Origin of the sequence: [Clostridium] scindens ATCC 35704, assembly GCF_004295125.1 — a bacterium.
Taxonomy (GTDB): domain Bacteria; phylum Bacillota; class Clostridia; order Lachnospirales; family Lachnospiraceae; genus Clostridium_AP; species Clostridium_AP scindens.
The window spans coordinates 3,209,999-3,230,723 of record NZ_CP036170.1 but is presented as its reverse complement, the minus strand read 5'-3'; the positions used below and the strand labels follow the sequence as shown (position 1 = coordinate 3,230,723).

Here is a 20,725-nt window from a genome sequence, read left to right as displayed (position 1 = left end):
TGCATGCTGATATTTGAAAAAAGCAGGCCAGGAAGGGAACTATCCCTTCTGCCGCCATGCGACGTTGACGAAGTGCTTCCTGAGGAAAAGGATAGAAGAGGACTTGCATTGCCTCTGCCAGAGATGTCGGAGACCCAGTTAAGCCGCCATTACACGGAACTGGCCAAGAAGACCCATGGCGTGAATGACGGGTTCTATCCGCTTGGTTCCTGTACTATGAAATATAACCCCAAAATCAATGAGGATATGGCGGCCCTACCAGGATTTACAGAGATCCATCCGCTTCAGCCCGCGCATACGGTACAGGGATGCATGGAGGTCATGAAACTGGCAGAAAAATATTTGTGCGAGATCACGGGAATGAGCCGTATGACGTTCCAGCCGGCAGCCGGCGCCCATGGGGAATTTACAGGGCTTCTGCTGATGAAGGCGTACCATATAAGCAGAGGAGATACGAAGCGTACGAAGATCATCGTACCGGATTCCGCACATGGCACGAATCCCGCCAGCGCGGCCATGGCAGGCTATTCCGTGGTCAGCATTCCTTCAAGCAAGGAGGGGTGCGTGGACATTGAAAAACTGAAGGAGGCGGCAGGGGATGACATTGCAGGACTGATGCTGACGAACCCCAATACGGTAGGACTCTTTGACAAGAATATACTGGAGATTACCCGTATCGTGCATGATTGCGGCGGGCTGTGCTACTATGACGGCGCTAATCTGAATGCGGTTATGGGAGTCGTACGTCCGGGAGACATGGGATTCGATGTGATCCATCTGAATCTGCATAAGACATTTTCCACGCCTCACGGAGGAGGAGGCCCGGGAAGCGGCCCGGTGGGCTGTAAGGAGAACCTGGCTGAATTCCTTCCATCTGTACTGGTAGAAGGCGATCAGGAATTAACCTTTGTAAAGCCGGCAAACAGCATTGGAGAAGTAAAGAACTTCTATGGGAACTTCCTGGTAGTCGTAAAGGCACTGACTTATATCCTGACTCTGGGCAGGGAAGGCTTGCTGGAAGCCAGCCAGAATGCGGTTCTTAACGCCAATTATATGATGCATAAGTTAAAGGATCTTTATACAATAGCATGCAATGAAGTGTGTATGCATGAGTTCGTTATGAGCCTGGCGGATTTGAAGAAGCAGACAGGAGTTTCGGCCATGGATATTGCCAAAGGCCTTCTGGATCACGGGATTCATCCGCCGACCATGTATTTTCCTCTCATCGTGGAGGAGGCGCTGATGGTAGAGCCGACGGAAACCGAGTCCAAAGAGACGCTGGATGAAGCGATACAGGTCTTCCGGGAATTGTATGAACTGGCAGGGAAGGATCCGGACAGCCTTCATGAAGCGCCCGTGACGACTCCGGTGACAAGGCTGGACGAGGTAGGCGCTGCGAGACATCCGGTACTTAGATACCGGCCGGAAGAATCAGGAACTTAAAGGAGACTAGCCATGGAACAGAGATTTGACTTGATCGTCATCGGAGCAGGACCGGGAGGATATGTGGCGGCTATCAAGGCGGCGAAAGCAGGATTGCAGGTGGCGGTAGTGGAAGAAGACGCAGTAGGAGGCACCTGCCTGAATCGGGGGTGCATTCCGGCGAAAGCGCTGATACATGCTTCTTCGCTATACCGTCAGGCATTGGATGGCGAGAAATATGGAATACTGGCGAAAGAGGTGAGTTACGACTACGCCAAGGTTCTTACCTATAAAGAAGAAACCACGGAACGTTTATGCCGGGGAGTGGAGCAGCTTCTAAAGGGGAACAAAGTGACCTTGCTGTATGGGAAAGGAAGGCTTGAGATAGACCGGACAGTGACAGTTACATCCGAGGAAGGGATTCGTACTTTTGAAGCTGGGAATGTGATTCTGGCAGCAGGATCAAAGCCCATGCTTCTCCCCCTTCCGGGGATGGACCTTAAAGGAGTGCTGACAAGCAACGAGTTATTGCGGTTAAAGGAAGCGCCCATGAGCCTTACCATCATTGGCGGAGGCGTAATCAGCGTAGAATTTGCCACAGCATTTGCGTCTTTGGGCACCCGGGTGACCATTGTGGAGGCTATGCCAAGGCTGGTTCCGGGAATGGACAAAGAGATCTCTCAGAATCTGAAGATGATTCTTAAGAAAAGAGGGGTGGATATCCATACCTCGGCGACAGTCCAGGAAATAGTAGAGAAGGACGGACTCTATGCCTGCCGATTCCTTGAAAAAGAGAAAGAGACAGAAGTTGTGGCCCAGTACGTGCTATGTGCAGTAGGCAGGCGTCCAAATACGGACGGGCTGTTTGGAGATGGCGTTTCTCTTTTGATGGAACGCGGACGTATCGTGGTGGATGAACGGATGCAGACCAGCATGGATGGCGTATATGCTATCGGGGATTTGGTAAAAGGCATGCAGCTGGCGCATCTGGCAAGCGCTCAGGGAATCTTTGTAGCGGAAGAACTGTCAGGAAAAACGCCGACGGTCAGGCTGGATATCGTGCCGGGATGTGTATATACGGACCCGGAGATCGCTTCCGTTGGAATGACGGAAGAAGATGCCAACGAAAGCGGTATCGAGATCAAGACGGGTAAATTCATTATGGGCGCCAACGGGAAATCGCTGATAACAAAAGAGGAGCGCGGATTTATCAAGGTGATCGTGGATGCCGGATCAGAAGTGATACTGGGCGCGCAGATGATGTGCGCGAGAGCCACGGACATGATCGGGGAATTCGGGACAGCCATAGCAAATAAGATGACGGCAGGGCAGCTTCTGATTGCAATGAGAGCCCATCCGACTTATAATGAAGGCGTTGCGGAAGCGTTGGAAGACGCGACAGGCGAAGCGGTACATGCGATGCCAAGAAAGAAGCGGTGATGAATCCGCTGCCAAAGGAGGAAATGACAACATGATGCTAGAAAAGAAGACGACAGAATTCCTGGAGGTGCTATCTTCCGCAGAGCCGGTACCGGGCGGCGGCGGAGCCTCGGCAGCAGTAGGCGCGTTTGCCTCGGCACTTGGAATGATGGTTGCGAATCTGACTGTGGGCAAGAAGAAGTATGCAGATGTTGAGGAGGAGATTCAGTCTGTCAGGAGTCAGCTAAAGGTGCTGCAAGACAAATTGATTGACCTTACAGACAAGGATGCCGAAGCATTCGCGCCCCTGTCGGCAGCCTATGGGCTTCCGAAGGATACGGAGGAACAAAAGGACGCAAAAGCCAGAATTATGGAAGGCGCGCTGTATGATGCCAGCGTGGTTCCTATCGAGATTATGGAGACGGTGCTGGAGGTAATGCGGCTTCTTAAGATCCTGGGAGAGAAGGGGAGCCGCATCGCGGTCAGCGACGTGGGCGTAGGAGTATTATTTGCCCAGGCAGCGCTGGAAGGAGCCTCCCTCAATGTGTTTATCAATACGAAATTGATGAAAGACCGGGGGCGGGCAGAGAAACTGAACCAGAAGACGGAATCTATGATTGCAGAAGGCAGGGAATGGAAGGAAATCATCTATCGGGACGTCCTTGGCCATATCCAGTAGACAGGAGGAATCTTATATGAGCATATTGATGAAAGGCGCTGACGTGGCCAAGACCATGAAGGAAGACTTGACAGGCGAGGCACGCAGGCTGAAAGACAGAGGAATCCTTCCCAGCCTGACAATCGTAAGGGTTGGGGCAAGGCCAGATGATCTTGCCTATGAGCGGGGAGCCAGAAAGCGGATGGAGATGATCGGGATCGAGTGCAAGGTAGTAGAATTGCCCGAAACGATTACCCAGGCTGAATTTGAAAAGACCTTTTTCAAGATAAACGAGGATCCGAAGGTACATGGGATCCTCCTGTTCCGTCCCCTGCCGGGGCATCTGGATGAAGGGCCCGTGGTATCGCGGATCAATCCGCTAAAAGATGTGGACTGCATGTGTCCCGTAAATATTGCAAAAGTATTTTCCGGGGATGAGACAGGCCATGCGCCATGCACGCCGGAGGCAGTCATGGAAATGCTGGATTATTATAAAATTGATCCCAGAGGCAAGAAAGTGACCGTGATTGGAAGAAGCATGGTGGTTGGCAAGCCGCTTTCTATGCTGCTTCTGAAGAGGCATGCTACGGTCACCATCTGCCATACTCGTACCAAAGATCTTTCTGCTACCTGCCGAGAGGCGGAGATCCTGGTGGCAGCAGCAGGAAAGGCGAGGATGGTCACTGCGGATATGATAGGAGATGGAGCAGTGGTAGTCGATGTGGGCATCAATGTGGATGCCAAAGGCAATCTGTGCGGAGACGTGGATTTTAATGCGGCAGAGCCAGTGACATCTTATATCAGCCCGGTACCCAGAGGCGTTGGAAGCGTCACTTCCTCCGTACTGGCAAAGCACGTGCTTAAGGCGGCGGAATATCTGTCTTTGGAAAGATGATGTTCTGGAATAGGAAATGAGGGATTAGATGATTACGGCATTAAACAGGGAAAACGTCTATATAGGATTTGATCTGCAGGAATTCAACCGGATACGAGAGATACTGGAGGCAAACCAGATTGATTATGCCCAGAAGGTGAACAATCATGCCGGCTCATGGGCTTTAGAGGGAACAATCCGGGGACGGGCCGGAAGTTTTGGTCAGAATATAGACTTCCAGTACGAATATGAAATATATGTGCATAAAAAGGACTATCAAAAGACAAAATATCTGATCCGTAAATAAGATAAGGCAATCGAAAGATTGCCGATTCCTCTCTAATATGTTATAGTATGAATTATACTATTAACATAATGCCGAAGTCCGCCTTGCGGACGGCAGACAAGGAGGAGGGGCCAATGAAAAGCATATACGCTTCCAAAGTCATAAAGCAAGCCATTTGGAGAGATTTTACCGTCCATTTTAAAAGTAGCACCTCAAAGGCTTCCTACCAGACGGATATTGATGAGGCTATGGATTATTTTCATAAAGACTTTCTGGCAATCAATGGAGAGGATGCAGGGGTATATTTCCGATGGCTTAAGGAACGTGTCTCCAGAGGAGAGATTCTTCCCGGCACCATGGCGAAAAAGTTTCGGGAACTCCATTCTTTTGCAGCGTATATCTGTGAGAATAGGGAGCGGTATCAGGTTGATGAGGGTTACCAGGACGGCTATTATCCCTACCTTAAGATGGTGGCAAAGCAGGAAAAGTTTGTAAAACATATTCCCCCTTCCCACATCGACCGGCTGCTTGAGGCTGCCAGGGAAGATCTGATGGCGTACTGTATCATTGTGCTGATGTATCGGGCGGGGCTTGCCTCCACGGAAATCGCAGGACTTAAGCCGGAGGATATAGGCATCTATGGGGACGGAATTTATGCATCGGTAGCCGGCCGGAGGGGCTTATGCTATATCCCGGAAGATGCATTTCAGATTCTTGAGAAGTATTTGGCAGAAAGAAAAGACAATTCGTATCTTTTTTATAATAGAAGAGGGAATCCGCTCAATACCATGTATATTAGTAGAATGATGAAGAAATATGCCCAGGAAGCAGGCATACCTTCTTACAGCGCGCAGAGCATCCGGAACAGCTGCGGATGTACCCTGTTCGCATACGAAGCTTCTCCAGAACAGGTAGCCCGTCAGATGGGGACAACGGGAATCCAGATTAAGAGATATCAGAACATTTCTTATAAAGAAGCATTGCAAAGAGAGGCAGGCAGGCTGGTGAAACTGAAGATAGAGCCCCCGTAAGAGCGAGATGCCTGCCGGTACCACATATAGTGGACAGGCATTAGAAACTATTCAAAAAATACAATTTGTGAAAGTTGCATAACGGGCACTCAGGCAGGATAAAAGTCTGAGTGCCTGTTCAATCTCTGCAGGTTTCTGGAAGTACCTTAAATTGTGAGAAAAAAAGTGTTAGTTATTTAATTAACAAATTGAAAAATGAAGAATAATCTTTATTATTTCGTCATTATGACCAATTGAATGTCAATTTTATAACGATAGTTGATATTTTCTACAAATTCATGTACAATGTTTTTAGGTGATGCAGAGGGCGGTTTAGATATGCCGCCGCCATTTGTTTTTATCGTAGTACTATTTTTAACATGAAGTGCATATTAAAAAGCAAAGGAAAGAGAAGGGGGAATAATATGCTAGACAGTATTAGTGCAGTTATAACCAAGATTGATGGATTGGTATGGGGCTGGTGGCTCATTATCTTATTGCTGGGTACTCATATCTACATGACAATCCGCCTGGGATTCATTCAGAGGAAGACCATTTCAAAAGGTATCAAGTTATCTGTATCAAAAGATCCTGACGCAGAAGGCGAGGTTTCCCAGTTCGGAGCCCTGACTACGGCGCTGGCGGCTACCATCGGTACCGGTAATATCATCGGTGTGGGTACCGCGATCGCGCTTGGCGGTCCTGGAGCAGTTCTTTGGTGCTGGCTCACTGGCGTGTTCGGTATCGCGACAAAGTATTCGGAGTCCCTGATCGCTGTTAAGTACAGAGTTAAGACAGAAGACGGCCGTATGCAAGGTGGAGCGATGTACGCATTGTCCCGTGGCCTCAACTTAAAATGGCTGGGCATGCTGTTTGCGATCTTCGCAGGATTCGCTTCATTTGGAATTGGCTGCGCTACACAGGTTAATGCGATTGCGACCGTATGTAATGAGAACTTCGGAATCCCAATGTGGATCGTTGGAATCATCGTAGCGATCCTTACCGCAATCGTTATCTTTGGCGGAATCAAATCCATCGCAAGCGTATGCGAGAAACTGGTTCCGTTCATGGCAATCTTCTATGTATTAGGATGTATTATTATCTTAATTATGAACTATGATTTCATCATCCCGGCTCTTGGAGTTATCTGCAAACTTGCATTTACGCCAGGCGCAGCGGCCGGCGGACTTGTCGGTACCGGTATCAGAATGGCGATCCAGTTTGGTGTTGCAAGAGGTCTGTTCTCTAATGAATCTGGTCTTGGTTCTGCTCCTATCGCAGCAGCAGCGGCTCAGACAAGAAATCCGGTTCGCCAGGCACTGGTTTCCTCTACAGGAACATTCTGGGATACAGTAGTTGTTTGTGCTATGACAGGTCTTGTACTTGTTACAACGATTATGAAGAATCCGTCGATCAATGCGGATGAGATTTCCAACGGTGGTGTTCTTACATCCATGGCATTCTCTCAGATTCCGTACCTTGGACCAATCATCCTGACACTTGGCATCATTTCATTTGCTTACTCCACAATTCTTGGATGGGCATATTATGGCGAGCGATGCATTGAGTACTGGGCAGGAAGAAAGGGTCTGGTTCCTTACCGTCTTGTTTACTGTCTGGTTGCAGCAATTGCCCCGGTAGTAGCGCTTGACATCGTTTGGACGCTGGCTGACATCCTGAATGCTTTGATGGCAATTCCAAACTTAGTTGCCGTACTGCTGTTATCTAATGTCATCGTAAAAGAAACGAAGATGTACATAAACGATCTGGATAAGGTGGATAGTACTCCGGTTCCAGTAATAAAAGACTAATGAAAAATCAAAACTTTGTCTTGACAAATGCACTTTGTTGAATTAAAGTTAATAATATGAATAAGTTAAAACCGTTGAGAAAGAAGAGTAGATTATCGAATGACATCAAAGAGAGCGGCTGATGGTGGGATTGCCGTATGGAGTTGATGATTGAATGGCCTTTCGAGGGCAGCCGGAAACCGTAAGAGAGTATGGCTTGTCGGGAACCGAACCCGTTATCAATCAGGAGTGTATGTTAGTACATGAGAAAAGTGGACGATTCGTCAATTTGAGTGGTACCGCGATAATGTAGTTTATTACCGCCTCAAACCTAGTGGTTTGAGGCGGTTTTTGCGTGTTGACAAAAAACCGCGGCCCACAAGTTTTCTCTCCTAACAGCAATACCGGATGGCTGGCTATCTGCAGTCCGGATATCAAAAACAAGAAAAGGAGAATGAAACAATGAAAAGAAAAGTAGTAGCAGGATTATTAACAGTAGCAATGGTGGCAGCAATGACAGCAGGATGTGGAAAGTCATCCGGGCCAGAGGGCAGTTCAAAAAAAGAGTACACGATCGGAATTGAGCAGTTTGCCGAACATGGCTCTCTGGACAACTGCCGGGAGGGGTTCCTGAAGGGACTGAAAGCGGAAGGCATTAAGGAAGGCGATAACCTGACGGTCAAGTATAAGAATGCCGCGGCAGACATGGGGACGGCAGGACAGATATCTGACTCCTTCGTATCGGATAAAGTGGATATGATCTGCGCCATCGCAACGCCAAGCGCCCAGAGCGCGTTCAATGCGGCTATGGACAGAGATATTCCTGTGGTATATACTGCGGTAACGGACCCGGTAGCGGCGGAACTGTCCGATGAGGATGGCAAGCCGGTAGGGGAAGTGACAGGGACATCCGATAAGCTTCCGATCAAGCAGCAGCTGGAAATGATGCGTGAAATGCTTCCGGATGCCAAGAAACTTGGAATTATGTATACGACCAGCGAGGCCAATTCCGTATCTGCCATTGCGGAATATGAGGAACTGGCAGGAGATTACGGATTTGAACTGGTCACAAAGGGAATTACGGCAACCGCAGATGTGGCGCTTGCGGCAGATGACCTGTTAAGCGAAGTAGACTGCATCACGAACCTGACGGATAATACGGTGGTCGCATCGCTTCCAACCATCCTGGAAAAAGCAAATGATAAGAAGGTTCCTGTATTCGGCAGCGAGATCGAGCAGGTGAAGATCGGATGCCTTGCGGCAGAAGGAATTGACTATATTGCTCTTGGAAAGCAGACGGGACAGATGGCGGCACAGGTATTAAAGGGCGAAAAGAAGGCATCCGAAATGAACTTTGAGTTGATCACAGAGCCAGGATTCTACGTAAATACAAAGGTTGCGGAAAATCTGGGCATTACCGTTCCGGAAGGTCTTGCATCCGGCGCGGTTGAAAGTTTTGACGATATTATTACTGAGTAAAGAAAGAATTTGGGAGGCATTTTCATGGATTTTATAGTAACGATTGCGGAACAGGGGCTGATTTATGGGATATTGGCGCTGGGAGTATATATCACATACAAGATACTGGATTTCCCGGATCTGACGGTGGACGGAAGTTTTCCATTGGGAGCAGCTATCACGGCGGCCTTGATTACGAGAGGGATGAATCCTTATCTGACCCTGCCGCTCTCCTTTGGAGCGGGGGTGCTGGCGGGCATCTGTACCGGCCTGATCCATGTAAAATGCAAGGTGCGCGACCTGCTGTCAGGAATCATCATGATGACGGCATTATGGACCATCAACCTGTATATTGCAGGGACGGCAAATGTTCCGCTGTTCTCCCAGGAAACAATATTTAAGAATGATTTTATGAAGCGCGTGATACCAGACAGCGTCTCAGAATATACGACGCTTCTGATCGTCCTGGTACTGGCAATCCTATGCAAAGTGCTGCTGGATCTGTATTTGAAGACAAAATCCGGCTTTCTTCTCAGGGCGGCAGGTGATAATGATACGCTGGTCACATCCCTTGCAAAGGATCAAGGCAATGTCAAGATTCTGGGCCTTGCCATTGCAAACGGCCTGGTGTCTTTAGCAGGCTGCGTATTTGCCCAAGAAGAACGGGTATTTGAGATATCCATGGGTACGGGGGCAATCGTAATCGGCCTGGCAAGCGTTATCATCGGAACCAGCATCTTTAAGAAGATGACATTCCTTAAGGCCACGTCTGCCGTATTAATCGGCTCGATCATCTATAAGGCCTGCGTAGCGGTTGCTCTTCGCAATTTTGAGCCGCAGGCAATGAAGCTGATTACGGCAGTCCTGTTCCTGGTAATCCTGGTCATCAGCATGGAAAGAAAGAAGAAGGTGAATAAGAATGCTTGAACTTAGCGGAATCCACAAATACTATAATCCCGGTACCATTAACGAAATGTGCCTGTTCGATAATTTCAGCATGAAGATTGAACAGGGAGACTTCCTGTCCGTGGTGGGAAGCAATGGCTCAGGAAAGACCTCCATGCTGAATATCATCTGCGGCAGCATTCCGCTTGAGGCGGGGAAAATACTGATCAACGGCAAGGATATTACCAGGGAAAAAGAGTATAAGAGAAATGCGAGGATTGGCCGTGTATACCAGAATCCGGCGATGGGAACCTGCCCATCCATGACGATACTGGAAAATCTGTCTCTGGCAGATAACAAGGGGAAACTCTACGGACTGGGAAGAGGGACCAATAAGGCCCGCATTGCCTACTACCGGGAGCAGCTTAGCCAGCTGAACCTGGGGCTGGAAGATAAGCTGGATGTAAAAGTAGGCTCTCTCTCAGGCGGACAGCGCCAGGCGATGGCGCTTCTGATGTCTACCATGACGCCTATCGAGTTCCTGATCCTGGATGAGCATACGGCTGCCCTGGACCCTAAGACGGCAGAACTGATTATGGAATTGACAGATCAGATTGTCCGGGAAAAGAAACTGACGACGATTATGGTAACGCACAACCTCAGATATGCGGTGGAATACGGCAACCGCCTGGTCATGATGCATCAGGGACAGGTGATCCTGGATAAAAAAGAAGAAGAGAAACAGCAGATGACCGTGGATGAGATTCTGAAGTTGTTCAATGAGATCAGCATAGAATGTGGAAATTAGATGAATTTGGCCTAATTGCATTGACGCTTTGCGAAGCGGATGATAATATAATTAAATGATTTTCAGACGCAAACGAAAAATTACAGAAGAGACAGGAGAGAAATATACATGGCTAGAAGAATTGCAAAGTTCCACAAGGTAAGTTTCGAACAGTTTCGAGAAGGATTCATGGACTCCTTCGGGCCGATCGAAGAAGAGAAGATCAAGGAGGCTTATGACGGCGTCCAATTGCCCAAAAGAGCCACTGCAGGCTCTGCGGGATATGATTTTTATACACCGGTATCCATCGTGCTGCATCCGGGAAAGACGGTAAAGATTCCGACCGGAATCCGTGTGGAGATGGAAGATGACTGGGTACTTAAATGTTATCCGAGAAGCGGCCTTGGATTTAAATACCGCCTGCAGCTGAATAATACGGTGGGCATCATTGACAGCGATTACTTTTATTCCGATAATGAGGGACATATTTTCGCGAAGATCACCAACGATACCAATGAGGGCAAGGTAGTGGAATTACAGGCAGGGACTGGGTTCATGCAGGGAATCTTTGTAGAATACGGCATCACATTAGATGATGAGGTGACAGCAGTTCGTAACGGAGGATTTGGAAGTACTACAAACCAATAGATTTACTAAACTGGGACGCGGCATTTTTTTTAAGTGCAGCGTCCCAGACTGCATATTTAACGGAAAATCTGGGCAGTCTATTCCTCAAAGCAAGTAAATGAGCGGAGGTAGGAATATGCCAGATAACAGGAAAGTGACTGCGTCAAGGGAAGAGAATGCAGCCTATATGAATCAGGTTCTTCCGGTAAAGGATAGTTTTGATATTATTCAAAGAGATATGCTGATTGGCGGCCGGATGGCTTCTTTTTATTTTATAGACGGATTTACCAAGGATGAGGTTATGCTCAAAATTATGGATTCGTTGTTCAAGGTAACGCAGGAAAATATGCCGGCTGATGCCACACAGTTTTCGAGGGAGTGCATTCCCTATGTGGAAGTGGATATCCTGGGGGATTTTGACGATGTGTTGAGAAACGTCTTATCCGGCGTTACTTGCCTCTTTATAGAAGGCTACGAAGCCTGCATAGCGATTGACTGCAGGACTTATCCGGCAAGAAGCGTAGAAGAGCCGGATAAGGATAAGTCTCTGAGAGGATCCAGAGACGGTTTTGTGGAGACGATCGTATTTAATACGGCGCTGATGAGAAGAAGGATTCGGGACCCTCACCTGATTATGGAAATGACAGAAGTTGGCGATACTTCCCGAACCGACGTGGCTATCTGCTATATGGGCGACCGGGTAGACCAGGAACTGCTAAATACGGTGCAGCAGCGTATCAAAAGCATCCGGACGGATGATTTGAGGATGAACCAGCAAAGCCTGGCGGAATGCCTGTTCAAGAGAAAATGGTATAACCCATTCCCGAAATTCAAGTTTACAGAGCGTCCGGATACGGCTGCCGCATGCCTGCTTGAGGGAAAAGTAGTAATTATGGTGGATAATTCTCCATCTGCCATGATTCTGCCGACCTCTATCTTTGATATGATCGAGGAAGCCAATGATTACTACTTCCCCACGCTGACCGGGCTGTACCTGAAGTTTTCCAGGACGCTGATTACCATTATGACCGTATTTCTGACGCCAGTGTTCCTGCTTTTTATGCAGAACCTCAACTGGCTTCCGAAAGCATTTGACTTCGTGGCGGTAAAAGATATGGTTAATATACCGCTGATCTTCCAATTGCTGATTTTGGAAATCGCCATTGACGGGCTGCGGCTGGCAGCACTCAATACCCCCAGCATGCTGAGCACGCCTCTGAGCGTAATCGCCGGCCTGGTTATGGGAGAATTCTCAGTAAAGTCCGGCTGGTTTAATGCGGAAGTCATGCTGTATATGGCGTTCGTTGCCGTGGCCAACTATACTCAGCCTAATTTCGAGTTGGGCTATGCATTGAAATTTATGAGGCTTCAGCTTCTGATCCTTACGGCGCTCTTTAATTGGGTTGGATTCGCTGCAGGCTGCATCATAGTAATCATAAGCCTCTGCTTTAATAAGACGCTGTCAGGCAGGAATTATCTCAATGTGAAGCTGAATTAAGGGGGATTTTGGCGGAAGTGCGTGGACGCCGGAGAGTGGGGAGGCGTTTCCTGCGACGCTCTGGAAACGCCTCCCCACTCTCCGCCCGCGATCACCAAAATAAAAAAATCCCATTTTACATTATCCCCAGACCGTGTTAAAATAATAAACAATGCGTATTTTTTAAAGAGAGGTGTACATAATGCAAGAAACGACGAAGGATGAGAGGCTTGGCAGCGAGCGTTTGGGGAAGTTGATGGTGTCGCTTGCGGTTCCTGCGGTTGCAGCCCAGCTGATCAATGTATTATATAATATAGTAGATAGGATCTATATCGGGCATATCCAAGGATATGGAGATATGGCCCTGACAGGGGTTGGGGTTACGTTTCCAATTATCATGCTGATTGCGGCTTTCAGCGCATTTGCGGGAATGGGCGGCGCGCCGCTTGCGTCAATCCAGCTTGGAAAGCACGATTATGACCGGGCGGAACTGATATTGGGCAATTCGGCAGGACTGCTGGTGATTTTCTCGGTGGTGCTGACCATTGGCTTTTCGATATTTAAGACTCCGGTTCTGTATGCATTCGGGGCCAGCGAGACGACGATTCAGTATGCGGAAAGTTATATTGGAATCTATCTGCTGGGAACGATATTCGTCCAGTTCGCTGTGGGGCTTAATACATTTATCAGCGGTCAGGGAGAAGCCAGGATTGCCATGCTTTCCGTTTTGATCGGAGCAATTATCAATATCTGCCTGGATCCGGTATTTATCTTTGTATTTGGAATGGGGGTAAAGGGCGCTGCTCTGGCGACAATCATTTCCCAGGCCGTCAGCGCGGCATGGGTGATCAAGTTTTTGACCTCCAAGAAAAGCGTGATTCGGCTGAAGGCAAAGAATATGCGCCTGAAGGGGGATGTGGTAAAGCATATCGGAGGGCTTGGAATCTCTCCATTTATCATGCAAAGCACGGAGAGCCTGGTTAACATTACGTTAAACTCCGGACTTCAGAAGTACGGAGGGGACTTGTATGTAGGAACCATGTCCATTATGACGAGCATCATGCAGCTGATCGTAATTCCGATACAGGGAATCACGCAGGGCGTACAGCCGATCATCAGCTATAATTACGGCGCAGGAAATAAAAGCAGGGTCAAAGGAGCAATAATCCGGCTGATCGCGGTCTGCTTTCTGGCAACGATCGTTCTTGCAGGGATTGCCGTCTTTGCACCGGGCGTTTATGCGGAAATATTTACGAATAATGACCAGCTGGTGAAACTGACCTGCCAGGTTATGCCGATTTATTTCTTCGGTATCACGATCTTTGGCATTCAGTCTGCGTGCCAGTCAACATTCCTGGCCCTGGGGCAGGCGAAAGTGTCCCTGTTTATTGCGCTGCTTCGGAAGGTGATTCTGCTGATTCCGCTTGCGATTATCCTGCCTAAGTTCATGGGCGTTATAGGCATCTACAGAGCAGAGCCGGTGGCAGACATCATTTCGGTGCTTGCGACGAGCGTGTTATTTGTCATTACAGTGAAAAAGGTTTTGCGTAATATGGGGAACAATGATATGATTAGTGCAGACCAAGGAGAGGATGGTGGAAATAATGAGCGACTATATAATTAGTGTAAATAGCACGGTAGATTTGCCGAAGGAATGGCTCGCTGAGAGAAATGTTCCGGTTATTCCATTAAAATATACGATTGACGGAGAGACCTATGAAGATATGAACGGACTGTCGTCCAAGGAATTCTTCCAAAAACTCAGGGAGGGGAAGATGGCAGTCACTTCTCAGGTGAATCCTGACGAGGCCAAAGCCGCATTAGAGACCATGCTTCAGGAAGGCAAGGATGTATTGCATCTGGGCTTCTCATCCGGGCTGAGCGGAACATATAACAGCGTGCGTATCGCTGGAGAAGAACTTAAGCATAAGTATCCGAACAGGAAGATCATCGTGATTGACTCGCTTTGCGCCTGTCTGGGAGAGGGAATTCTGCTTTATTATGCACTGAAACTGAAAGAGGAAGGAAAGACCATCGAAGAGGTCGCAAAGTGGGTGGAGGAAAATAAACTGCATGTCTGCCATTTTGTAACGGTAGATGATCTGAACCATCTGCAAAGGGGAGGCCGCGTATCCAAGACGACGGCTATTCTGGGAACCATGGTACAGATCAAGCCAGTCATTCATGTGGATAACCAGGGATACCTTCAGGTGATCGGCAAGGAGAGAGGCCGAAAGAAGTCTCTGAACAAGATTGTGGATATGGCTGCAAAACAGGCTGAAGGATGGGAAAACGACATCGTCATGATCACCCATGGAGACTGTATAGAAGACGCCCAGTATGTAGCGGAATTGGTGGAAGAGAAGATGGGTGTCACCAATATCCTGATCAACAATATTGGCACGGTTATCGGAAGCCATACGGGTCCGGGCGTCGTTGCCGTGTTCAGCATGGGACAGTCGAGATAAACATTAAGAAGTGTAATGTCAGCATAAATAAGCCTCATTTCACAAGAGTGGAAAAAAGATTTATACTAAAAGTACGAAGAGAGTAATAATTTTTCTGCGAGGAGGTGCTGACAGATGTTGAATTTGATTGGATGGGCAATCGTTGCTATAGGAGCGCTGTATGGCGCAACAAGCCTTTTTCATAAAGAAGGACACGAGAACTAAGGCAACCGAAAAAGACAGTTACAAATAAGTTTGTGACTGTCTTTTTTCTTATAGGCTATGCCCCGTCGGATTTGCGCAGCATGTGAAAGATCTCTTACGACTGCTCCAACTCAGAGGTACAGTGGGCGCATCTGGTGGCATCGATGGGAATCTCTGATTTGCAGAAAGGGCAAATCTTTGTGGTGGGCGCTGGAGCCTCTTGCTCATTTCCCAGACGGGCTAATCTTGCTGCCTGAGCCTCTAAGGTATTCACTGCCTTCATGATGAAGAAGATGATCAATGCCATGATGAGGAAATTAACGATAGCGGTGATGAACTTGCCATAATTCAAGGTGACCTCTCCCAGGATGTTTACAGAGAGCCGATCGAAATTTATGCCTCCGAATAAGCCCAGGATGGGGGAGATGATATCCTCAGTCAATGAAGTTACGATGCCGGAGAAAGCGCCGCCGATGATAACGCCGACAGCCATGTCCATTGCGTTCCCGCGGCTGATAAAATCTTTAAATTCGCCGATAAAGCCTTTTTTTGCCATGGTATTTTCCCTTTCTTATGTACGGTTCCTGATAAAACCTTTTTCTACAATTTTAGTGTAGAAACATAGGAATTGCAATTATTATTTGAGTAGAGATGAGAGGATTACGGGCAAAGTACGTCAGGACAGAAGATAGTCCCGCGCATATTTGATGAAGACTCTCATGGCAGGCGACATATCCCGGAAGGAGGATACAGCCATGCCCAGCCGCCGATAGGAGAGAGGCTTTAGAGGCCGTGTCTCAAAATTGCCGCTTTGGCCGCGAAGAACAAGCTCAGGCAATATGCTGATGCCCAGGTTGTGCTCGATCATGGACAGGATCGAGAAATCCGTGCTGGTGGTATACTTGATATCCGGCTTTATTCCGGCGGTCTTCAGGATTCGGTGGACATCATTGCCGTAAGTATACTCAGAGCAGACGAAAGGCGCATTTTCAAACCATTCGATGGGAACTTCGTCATATTGGGCAAAGGGGTGGCCTTTCGGTACCACGGCCATCATAGGATCGTCGCAGACCGGGATGAACTCGTAAGGCTGATGCTCATGATAACTGATGAACCCGATATCTACCTTGTGGTTCTCCACCCAGTCGATCAGGTCGCCTTCATGGCCCTCGCTGATCTCAAAACATATGCCGGGGTACTCTTTCTGGAATTCTTGGATGATCTCGGGAATCCAGTGTATGGAACAGCTGATATAGGTCCCGATGGTCAAGGTACCTTTCTTGGCTCCCTTGAGGAAGGATATCTCCTGATTCAGCGACTCGTTGGCTGAGAGAAGATTCCGTATTGCCGGAAGAAGGGCTTTTCCTTCTTTCGTGATAGAGACGCCGTGGTGGCCTTTGTTAAAGAGCGGAAATCCGACTTCCTGTTCCAGGGATTTCATCATATGCGTAATGCCGGACTGGGTATAGTTAAGTTCCTCGCCGGCTTTGGTAAAACTTCCGTAGTCAACGACTGCGAGCAGTACGCTCCATTTTCTAAGATCCATTGTCTCAACTCCTTTTGATGCTGTTTCCGACAGGTTCTAATTCTATAGTACAGGTATTTCCGTTCAAAAACAAGTTGTGGGGGAGAAAAAAAGCAGTATAATAAGAATAAATGGACAGCAGGAGGGATCAAGGCTACAGACGTAGAAGCGTGGATTGTGGAATAGGGACAGGATATAAAAAAAGCCTGATGGAGGTATTCATTCCATCAGGCCCTTCTAATCTAACTGATTAATCTATTAAATTGAGAACCAGCCAAGGCCGCTTGCTACGGAACTTGCAAGTATCAGTACCAGGAAGATGGGGGCAACCCATTTGATCATGACACTGAACAGTTTTTCTGCCTTGAACTTGCCATCGGTCTCTTTTACTTCGTCGGATATCGTCTTTGGACGGATAATGAATCCGACAAAGATACAGGTGCCTAATGCGACGATCGGCATCAGGACGCTGTTGCTTACGAAGTCCATGATATCAAGTACGGACATGCCCATCCAGCTGATGAAGCTTAGCGGTCCAAAGCCCAGTGAAGACGGAGCCCCTAAGATCAGCGCAAGAACTGCCACGAAAAGGCATGCATTCCTTCGTCCCCAGTGGAACTTATCCCGGAAGATGGATACGATGGTCTCCATCAGGGAGATTGCGGATGTCAAAGCCGCGAAGAATACCAGCAGGAAGAAGATCGTGCCGATCGCCCCTCCGAATTTCATGCTGGCAAATACTTTCGGCAGCGTAATGAACATCAGTCCAGGGCCTGCGCCGAGCGCGGAACGGTCACCGCCGGAGAATGCGAATACGGCAGGAATGATCATAAGGCCTGCAAGGAAAGCGATGCCGGTATCGAACATTTCGATCTGGCGAACGGAACTTTCCAGATTATTATCCTTCTTCATATAAGAGCCATAGGTAACCATGATTCCCATTGCCAGAGACATGGAGTAGAAGAGTTGTCCCATAGCGGCAAGGATCGTCTTGGCTGATACATCCGACATATGCGGCTGTATGTAATATACAAGGCCTTCCATAGCTCCATCCAGAGTCAGGCCATATATGGAAATGATAACGGTAAGAACGACAAGGATCGGCATCATGACTTTGCTGACCTTTTCAATTCCTTTTTCAACACCGAACAGTACGATGATCGCAGTCAATGCCATGAACAGGAAGAACCAGCCCAAAGGCTCGAAAGTGCCGCCGATGAAGTCAGAGAAGTAGGTATCTCCGGCTGAGGCTGCTGAGCCGCCGCTGATGAATACGGCAAAGTACTTGATTACCCATCCTCCGATTACGGAATAATAAGGAAAGATAATAATAGGAACAATGGATGCAAGTACTCCTAAAAAGCCAAAACGCTTATCCAGGGACTTGAAAGCGCCAATAGCGCTTAATCCTGTCTTACGTCCTAGCGCGATCTCGGCAGTCATGAGCGCAAAGCCGAATGTCACCGCCAGGATCAGATAAATCAATAAAAATGTTCCGCCCCCATATTTAGCCGCAAGGTAAGGGAATCTCCAAATATTTCCCAAGCCTACCGCTGAGCCGGAAGCAGCCAGCACGAATCCCAATTTGCTGGAAAAGTTGCTCCTTTTTTGCATGTTTAAAAACCTCCTCAATATAGTCTGTCATCCCAAAAAAATAGATTATGCTCTATTATTACATGAATGGACAAATTTTTCAAGAAGAACAGTAACTTCTGCGGAAAAAATGTAAAATAACCAGTTGACATCCCACATTGGGTGTGGTAAATTATAACTTGCGTGAAGCAATAAACAAAGTAGAGTATCCACTCTCACCATAGCACGATCGGGTGACTATTGGTCTGATATTGAGTATAAAGGCTCGTGAAGGGTCATTTTATGCGGGTATGCAAGTGGATAGTCTGTAAACTATTCACTTATTTTTATTTTATGATGGAGGTGCACAACAATTAGCGATTTAATGATTAATGGGCAGATCAGAGACAAGGAAGTACGAGTGATTGGAGAGGATGGAGAACAATTAGGCATTATGTCATCAAGAGAAGCCATGAAACTTGCACAGGAAGCAGAGTTAGACTTGGTGAAGATTGCTCCAAAAGCCCAGCCACCAGTTTGCAAGATCATCGATTATGGAAAGTACAGATATGAACTTGCAAGAAAGGAAAAAGAGGCAAAGAAGAAGCAGAAAACCGTTGAAGTAAAGGAAGTGCGTCTTTCCCCGAATATTGAGACCAACGATCTTAATACGAAAGTGAATAATGCAAAGAAGTTTATCAGCAAAGGGAATAAAGTAAAGGTTACCCTGCGTTTCAGAGGACGCGAGATGGCACATATGCAGCAGAGCAAGCACATTTTGGATGATTTTGCAAAACTGCTTGAGGATGTGGCAGTGGTTGAAAAGCCGGCGAAGCTGGAAGGCAGAAGTATGAGTATGGTTTTAACTGAAAAACGTTAAAAATAAATTAAAAATCTAAGGAGGAACTTATCATGCCAAAAATTAAAACAAATAGAGCGGCTGCAAAGCGCTTCAAAAAAACAGGTACAGGAAAATTAAAAAGAAATAAAGCTTATAAGAGCCATATCTTAACTAAGAAATCTACAAAGAGAAAAAGAAATCTTAGAAAGCCAATCATTACTGATGCAACTAACGTAAAGAACATGAAGAAAGTTCTTCCATATCTGTAAGATGTGGGATGATTTGAAGGAGGAAATAGGACATGGCAAGAATTAAAGGCGGATTAAACGCTAAGAAAAGACACAATAGGACATTAAAGTTAGCAAAAGGATACAGAGGAGCACGTTCTAAGCAGTACAGAGTTGCAAAACAGTCTGTTATGAGAGCGCTCACATCTGCATATGCAGGAAGAAAGCAGCGCAAGCGCCAGATGCGTCAGCTTTGGATCGCACGTATCAATGCTGCAGCAAGAATGAATGGATTATCTTACAGTAAATTCATGCACGGTTTAAAACTGGCTAACATCGACGTGAACAGAAAGATGCTGGCAGAATTGGCTGTAAACGATGCAGAAGGATTCGCAACACTGGCAGAACTTGCAAAGGCTAAGGTTGCTTAATTATAGCGGATAAGAAAGAGAATGAAGGCCGGATACACATGTTGTATCCGGTTTTTTATGCAATGAAAGAAAAAGAAGGAAATAATACGAGCAGAAGCCTTTCCGAAGGGAAGTGATGCGTACCTATGGAGCCAGCGTCACGCCGTCCCCATCAGAAGAGACGCAGATAGGGCGCAAGATCCTGGAAGAGCATCCGGGCACGACTGGAAGTTTGGGTTGTGCTATATCCGAGGCTGTGGAAGTGGCGGTTCGAACCTTGGAGGCCTGATCTCTCCATTCATGGGAGAGAAATTAAGGGGAGAGAAGGAATATCACTTTATCGCCGCAGAGCCGGCTTCCTGCCCGAGCCTTACCCGAGGCGTATGTGCCTATGATTTCTGCGACACCGGAATGGTCCCATTCTCTCTCGGCTGTATGCGGATGGATATATGGAGGCCCGGTCTGTGGAGCGGACGGCTGTATTCGAGGCTGCCGAGCGTTTCGCAAGAGTGGAGGGAATCCTCCCCGCGCCGGAGAGCAGCCATGCCATCAAAGTTGCCATTGACGAGGCGCTCAAATGTAAAGAGACCGGGGAAGAGAAGACTATCGTGTTCGGGCTGGCCGGTACCGGTTACTTTGATATGGTGGCATACGAGAAGCTCCACAACAAAGAGATGACCGACTACATTCCTTCCGATGAGGACTTGAAAAAAGGATTTGATGGAATCCCAAGATTTCCGGGAAATATGCAGTAGGAGATTAAAAAGAATTGCTTTTGGCGCGATCTCGTATATAATAGAAGCAGT

The 20,725-nt window shown here is 47.6% G+C and carries 20 protein-coding genes, 1 pseudogene and 1 other annotated feature; of the genes and pseudogenes, 18 read left to right on the top strand and 3 right to left on the bottom strand.

From position 1 onward, the window contains the following. Positions 1-3 precede the first annotated feature (3 nt). From gcvPB to HDCHBGLK_RS16530, 14 genes are all read left to right on the top strand, one after another. On the top strand, positions 4-1,443 hold the full coding sequence (gene gcvPB / locus HDCHBGLK_RS16595) for an aminomethyl-transferring glycine dehydrogenase subunit GcvPB (RefSeq protein WP_004606623.1): 1,440 nt from the start codon (positions 4-6) through the stop codon (positions 1,441-1,443). A 12-nt stretch (positions 1,444-1,455) separates the two neighbouring features. Further along, positions 1,456-2,862 (top strand): dihydrolipoyl dehydrogenase, encoded by a 1,407-nt coding sequence (gene lpdA / locus HDCHBGLK_RS16590; RefSeq protein ID WP_004606624.1) that lies wholly within the window; start codon positions 1,456-1,458, stop codon positions 2,860-2,862. A 34-nt stretch (positions 2,863-2,896) separates the two neighbouring features. After that, complete coding sequence (locus HDCHBGLK_RS16585) at positions 2,897-3,520, top strand: cyclodeaminase/cyclohydrolase family protein (protein ID WP_039909668.1); 624 nt, start codon at positions 2,897-2,899, stop codon at positions 3,518-3,520. A gap of 16 nt (positions 3,521-3,536) precedes the next feature. Then, the gene (locus HDCHBGLK_RS16580) at positions 3,537-4,394 is read left to right on the top strand and encodes a bifunctional 5,10-methylenetetrahydrofolate dehydrogenase/5,10-methenyltetrahydrofolate cyclohydrolase (RefSeq protein ID WP_004606626.1); all 858 of its coding nucleotides are present in this window, start codon (positions 3,537-3,539) and stop codon (positions 4,392-4,394) included. A 28-nt stretch (positions 4,395-4,422) separates the two neighbouring features. After that, a complete protein-coding gene (locus HDCHBGLK_RS16575; protein WP_004606627.1) occupies positions 4,423-4,680 on the top strand; it encodes a hypothetical protein in 258 nt (85 codons plus the stop codon). A gap of 113 nt (positions 4,681-4,793) precedes the next feature. Further along, entirely contained in the window at positions 4,794-5,690 is an 897-nt protein-coding gene (locus tag HDCHBGLK_RS16570) for a tyrosine-type recombinase/integrase (protein ID WP_009249632.1), read from the top strand. A 404-nt stretch (positions 5,691-6,094) separates the two neighbouring features. Continuing rightward, entirely contained in the window at positions 6,095-7,480 is a 1,386-nt protein-coding gene (locus HDCHBGLK_RS16565) for an alanine/glycine:cation symporter family protein (RefSeq protein WP_009249631.1), read from the top strand. Positions 7,481-7,545: 65 nt separating this feature from the next. After that, positions 7,546-7,790: a binding site (T-box leader), on the top strand. Between the two features lie 131 nt (positions 7,791-7,921). Next, on the top strand, positions 7,922-8,938 hold the full coding sequence (locus HDCHBGLK_RS16560) for an ABC transporter substrate-binding protein (protein ID WP_009249630.1): 1,017 nt from the start codon (positions 7,922-7,924) through the stop codon (positions 8,936-8,938). Positions 8,939-8,962: 24 nt separating this feature from the next. After that, positions 8,963-9,844, top strand: coding sequence for an ABC transporter permease (locus HDCHBGLK_RS16555; protein ID WP_004606631.1), 882 nt, complete (start codon positions 8,963-8,965; stop codon positions 9,842-9,844). Beyond that, positions 9,837-10,610 carry an ABC transporter ATP-binding protein gene (locus HDCHBGLK_RS16550; RefSeq protein WP_004606632.1) on the top strand — a complete coding sequence of 258 codons (774 nt, stop codon included), beginning with the start codon at positions 9,837-9,839 and terminating at the stop codon, positions 10,608-10,610. Before HDCHBGLK_RS16555 ends, HDCHBGLK_RS16550 begins: the two co-directional genes overlap by 8 nt. A 108-nt stretch (positions 10,611-10,718) precedes the next feature. After that, positions 10,719-11,237: a dCTP deaminase/dUTPase family protein gene (locus HDCHBGLK_RS16545; RefSeq protein ID WP_004606633.1), complete on the top strand. Its 519-nt coding sequence runs from the start codon at positions 10,719-10,721 to the stop codon at positions 11,235-11,237. A 115-nt stretch (positions 11,238-11,352) separates the two neighbouring features. Then, positions 11,353-12,714: a spore germination protein gene (locus HDCHBGLK_RS16540; RefSeq protein WP_009249629.1), complete on the top strand. Its 1,362-nt coding sequence runs from the start codon at positions 11,353-11,355 to the stop codon at positions 12,712-12,714. A gap of 181 nt (positions 12,715-12,895) precedes the next feature. Further along, positions 12,896-14,317, top strand: a complete 1,422-nt coding sequence (locus HDCHBGLK_RS16535; RefSeq protein ID WP_004606636.1) for an MATE family efflux transporter — start codon at positions 12,896-12,898, stop codon at positions 14,315-14,317. Further along, positions 14,298-15,161, top strand: coding sequence for a DegV family protein (locus tag HDCHBGLK_RS16530; protein ID WP_039909654.1), 864 nt, complete (start codon positions 14,298-14,300; stop codon positions 15,159-15,161). The genes HDCHBGLK_RS16535 and HDCHBGLK_RS16530 overlap by 20 nt, the downstream gene beginning before the upstream one ends. Positions 15,162-15,459: 298 nt before the next feature. Here HDCHBGLK_RS16530 and mscL read toward each other — a convergent pair whose 3' ends face one another. The 3 genes from mscL to HDCHBGLK_RS16515 form a co-directional block, all read right to left on the bottom strand. Beyond that, entirely contained in the window at positions 15,460-15,900 is a 441-nt protein-coding gene (mscL, locus tag HDCHBGLK_RS16525) for a large conductance mechanosensitive channel protein MscL (protein WP_004606638.1), read from the bottom strand. Between the two features lie 120 nt (positions 15,901-16,020). Next, entirely contained in the window at positions 16,021-16,890 is an 870-nt protein-coding gene (locus HDCHBGLK_RS16520; protein ID WP_004606639.1) for a LysR family transcriptional regulator, read from the bottom strand. Positions 16,891-17,127: 237 nt separating this feature from the next. After that, positions 17,128-18,483: a sodium-dependent transporter gene (locus tag HDCHBGLK_RS16515; RefSeq protein ID WP_004606641.1), complete on the bottom strand. Its 1,356-nt coding sequence runs from the start codon at positions 18,481-18,483 to the stop codon at positions 17,128-17,130. A 343-nt stretch (positions 18,484-18,826) separates the two neighbouring features. Here HDCHBGLK_RS16515 and infC point away from each other — a divergent pair, with 343 nt between their 5' ends. The 4 genes and pseudogenes from infC to HDCHBGLK_RS20115 all read left to right on the top strand — a co-directional run. Continuing rightward, on the top strand, positions 18,827-19,321 hold the full coding sequence (infC, locus tag HDCHBGLK_RS16510) for a translation initiation factor IF-3 (RefSeq protein ID WP_004606642.1): 495 nt from the start codon (positions 18,827-18,829) through the stop codon (positions 19,319-19,321). Between the two features lie 32 nt (positions 19,322-19,353). Beyond that, positions 19,354-19,551, top strand: coding sequence for a 50S ribosomal protein L35 (gene rpmI / locus HDCHBGLK_RS16505; RefSeq protein WP_004606643.1), 198 nt, complete (start codon positions 19,354-19,356; stop codon positions 19,549-19,551). A 32-nt stretch (positions 19,552-19,583) separates the two neighbouring features. Beyond that, the gene (gene rplT, locus HDCHBGLK_RS16500; protein ID WP_004606644.1) at positions 19,584-19,940 is read left to right on the top strand and encodes a 50S ribosomal protein L20; all 357 of its coding nucleotides are present in this window, start codon (positions 19,584-19,586) and stop codon (positions 19,938-19,940) included. 85 nt (positions 19,941-20,025) lie between these two features. After that, positions 20,026-20,674, top strand: a pseudogene (locus tag HDCHBGLK_RS20115) (TrpB-like pyridoxal phosphate-dependent enzyme); the annotation flags it as partial. Positions 20,675-20,725: the final 51 nt, after the last annotated feature.

Excerpts from the sequence above, each read along its gene's own strand:
- gcvPB (WP_004606623.1), top strand. The coding sequence starts at position 4 with ATGCTGATATTTGAAAAAAGCAGGCCAGGAAGGGAACTATCCCTTCTG.
- lpdA (WP_004606624.1), top strand. The coding sequence starts at position 1,456 with ATGGAACAGAGATTTGACTTGATCGTCATCGGAGCAGGACCGGGAGGA.
- HDCHBGLK_RS16585 (WP_039909668.1), top strand. The coding sequence starts at position 2,897 with ATGCTAGAAAAGAAGACGACAGAATTCCTGGAGGTGCTATCTTCCGCA.
- HDCHBGLK_RS16580 (WP_004606626.1), top strand. The coding sequence starts at position 3,537 with ATGAGCATATTGATGAAAGGCGCTGACGTGGCCAAGACCATGAAGGAA.
- HDCHBGLK_RS16575 (WP_004606627.1), top strand. The coding sequence starts at position 4,423 with ATGATTACGGCATTAAACAGGGAAAACGTCTATATAGGATTTGATCTG.
- HDCHBGLK_RS16570 (WP_009249632.1), top strand. The coding sequence starts at position 4,794 with ATGAAAAGCATATACGCTTCCAAAGTCATAAAGCAAGCCATTTGGAGA.
- HDCHBGLK_RS16565 (WP_009249631.1), top strand. The coding sequence starts at position 6,095 with ATGCTAGACAGTATTAGTGCAGTTATAACCAAGATTGATGGATTGGTA.
- HDCHBGLK_RS16560 (WP_009249630.1), top strand. The coding sequence starts at position 7,922 with ATGAAAAGAAAAGTAGTAGCAGGATTATTAACAGTAGCAATGGTGGCA.
- HDCHBGLK_RS16555 (WP_004606631.1), top strand. The coding sequence starts at position 8,963 with ATGGATTTTATAGTAACGATTGCGGAACAGGGGCTGATTTATGGGATA.
- HDCHBGLK_RS16550 (WP_004606632.1), top strand. The coding sequence starts at position 9,837 with ATGCTTGAACTTAGCGGAATCCACAAATACTATAATCCCGGTACCATT.
- HDCHBGLK_RS16545 (WP_004606633.1), top strand. The coding sequence starts at position 10,719 with ATGGCTAGAAGAATTGCAAAGTTCCACAAGGTAAGTTTCGAACAGTTT.
- HDCHBGLK_RS16540 (WP_009249629.1), top strand. The coding sequence starts at position 11,353 with ATGCCAGATAACAGGAAAGTGACTGCGTCAAGGGAAGAGAATGCAGCC.
- HDCHBGLK_RS16535 (WP_004606636.1), top strand. The coding sequence starts at position 12,896 with ATGCAAGAAACGACGAAGGATGAGAGGCTTGGCAGCGAGCGTTTGGGG.
- HDCHBGLK_RS16530 (WP_039909654.1), top strand. The coding sequence starts at position 14,298 with ATGAGCGACTATATAATTAGTGTAAATAGCACGGTAGATTTGCCGAAG.
- mscL (WP_004606638.1), bottom strand. The coding sequence starts at position 15,900 with ATGGCAAAAAAAGGCTTTATCGGCGAATTTAAAGATTTTATCAGCCGC.
- HDCHBGLK_RS16520 (WP_004606639.1), bottom strand. The coding sequence starts at position 16,890 with ATGGATCTTAGAAAATGGAGCGTACTGCTCGCAGTCGTTGACTACGGA.
- HDCHBGLK_RS16515 (WP_004606641.1), bottom strand. The coding sequence starts at position 18,483 with ATGCAAAAAAGGAGCAACTTTTCCAGCAAATTGGGATTCGTGCTGGCT.
- infC (WP_004606642.1), top strand. The coding sequence starts at position 18,827 with ATGATTAATGGGCAGATCAGAGACAAGGAAGTACGAGTGATTGGAGAG.
- rpmI (WP_004606643.1), top strand. The coding sequence starts at position 19,354 with ATGCCAAAAATTAAAACAAATAGAGCGGCTGCAAAGCGCTTCAAAAAA.
- rplT (WP_004606644.1), top strand. The coding sequence starts at position 19,584 with ATGGCAAGAATTAAAGGCGGATTAAACGCTAAGAAAAGACACAATAGG.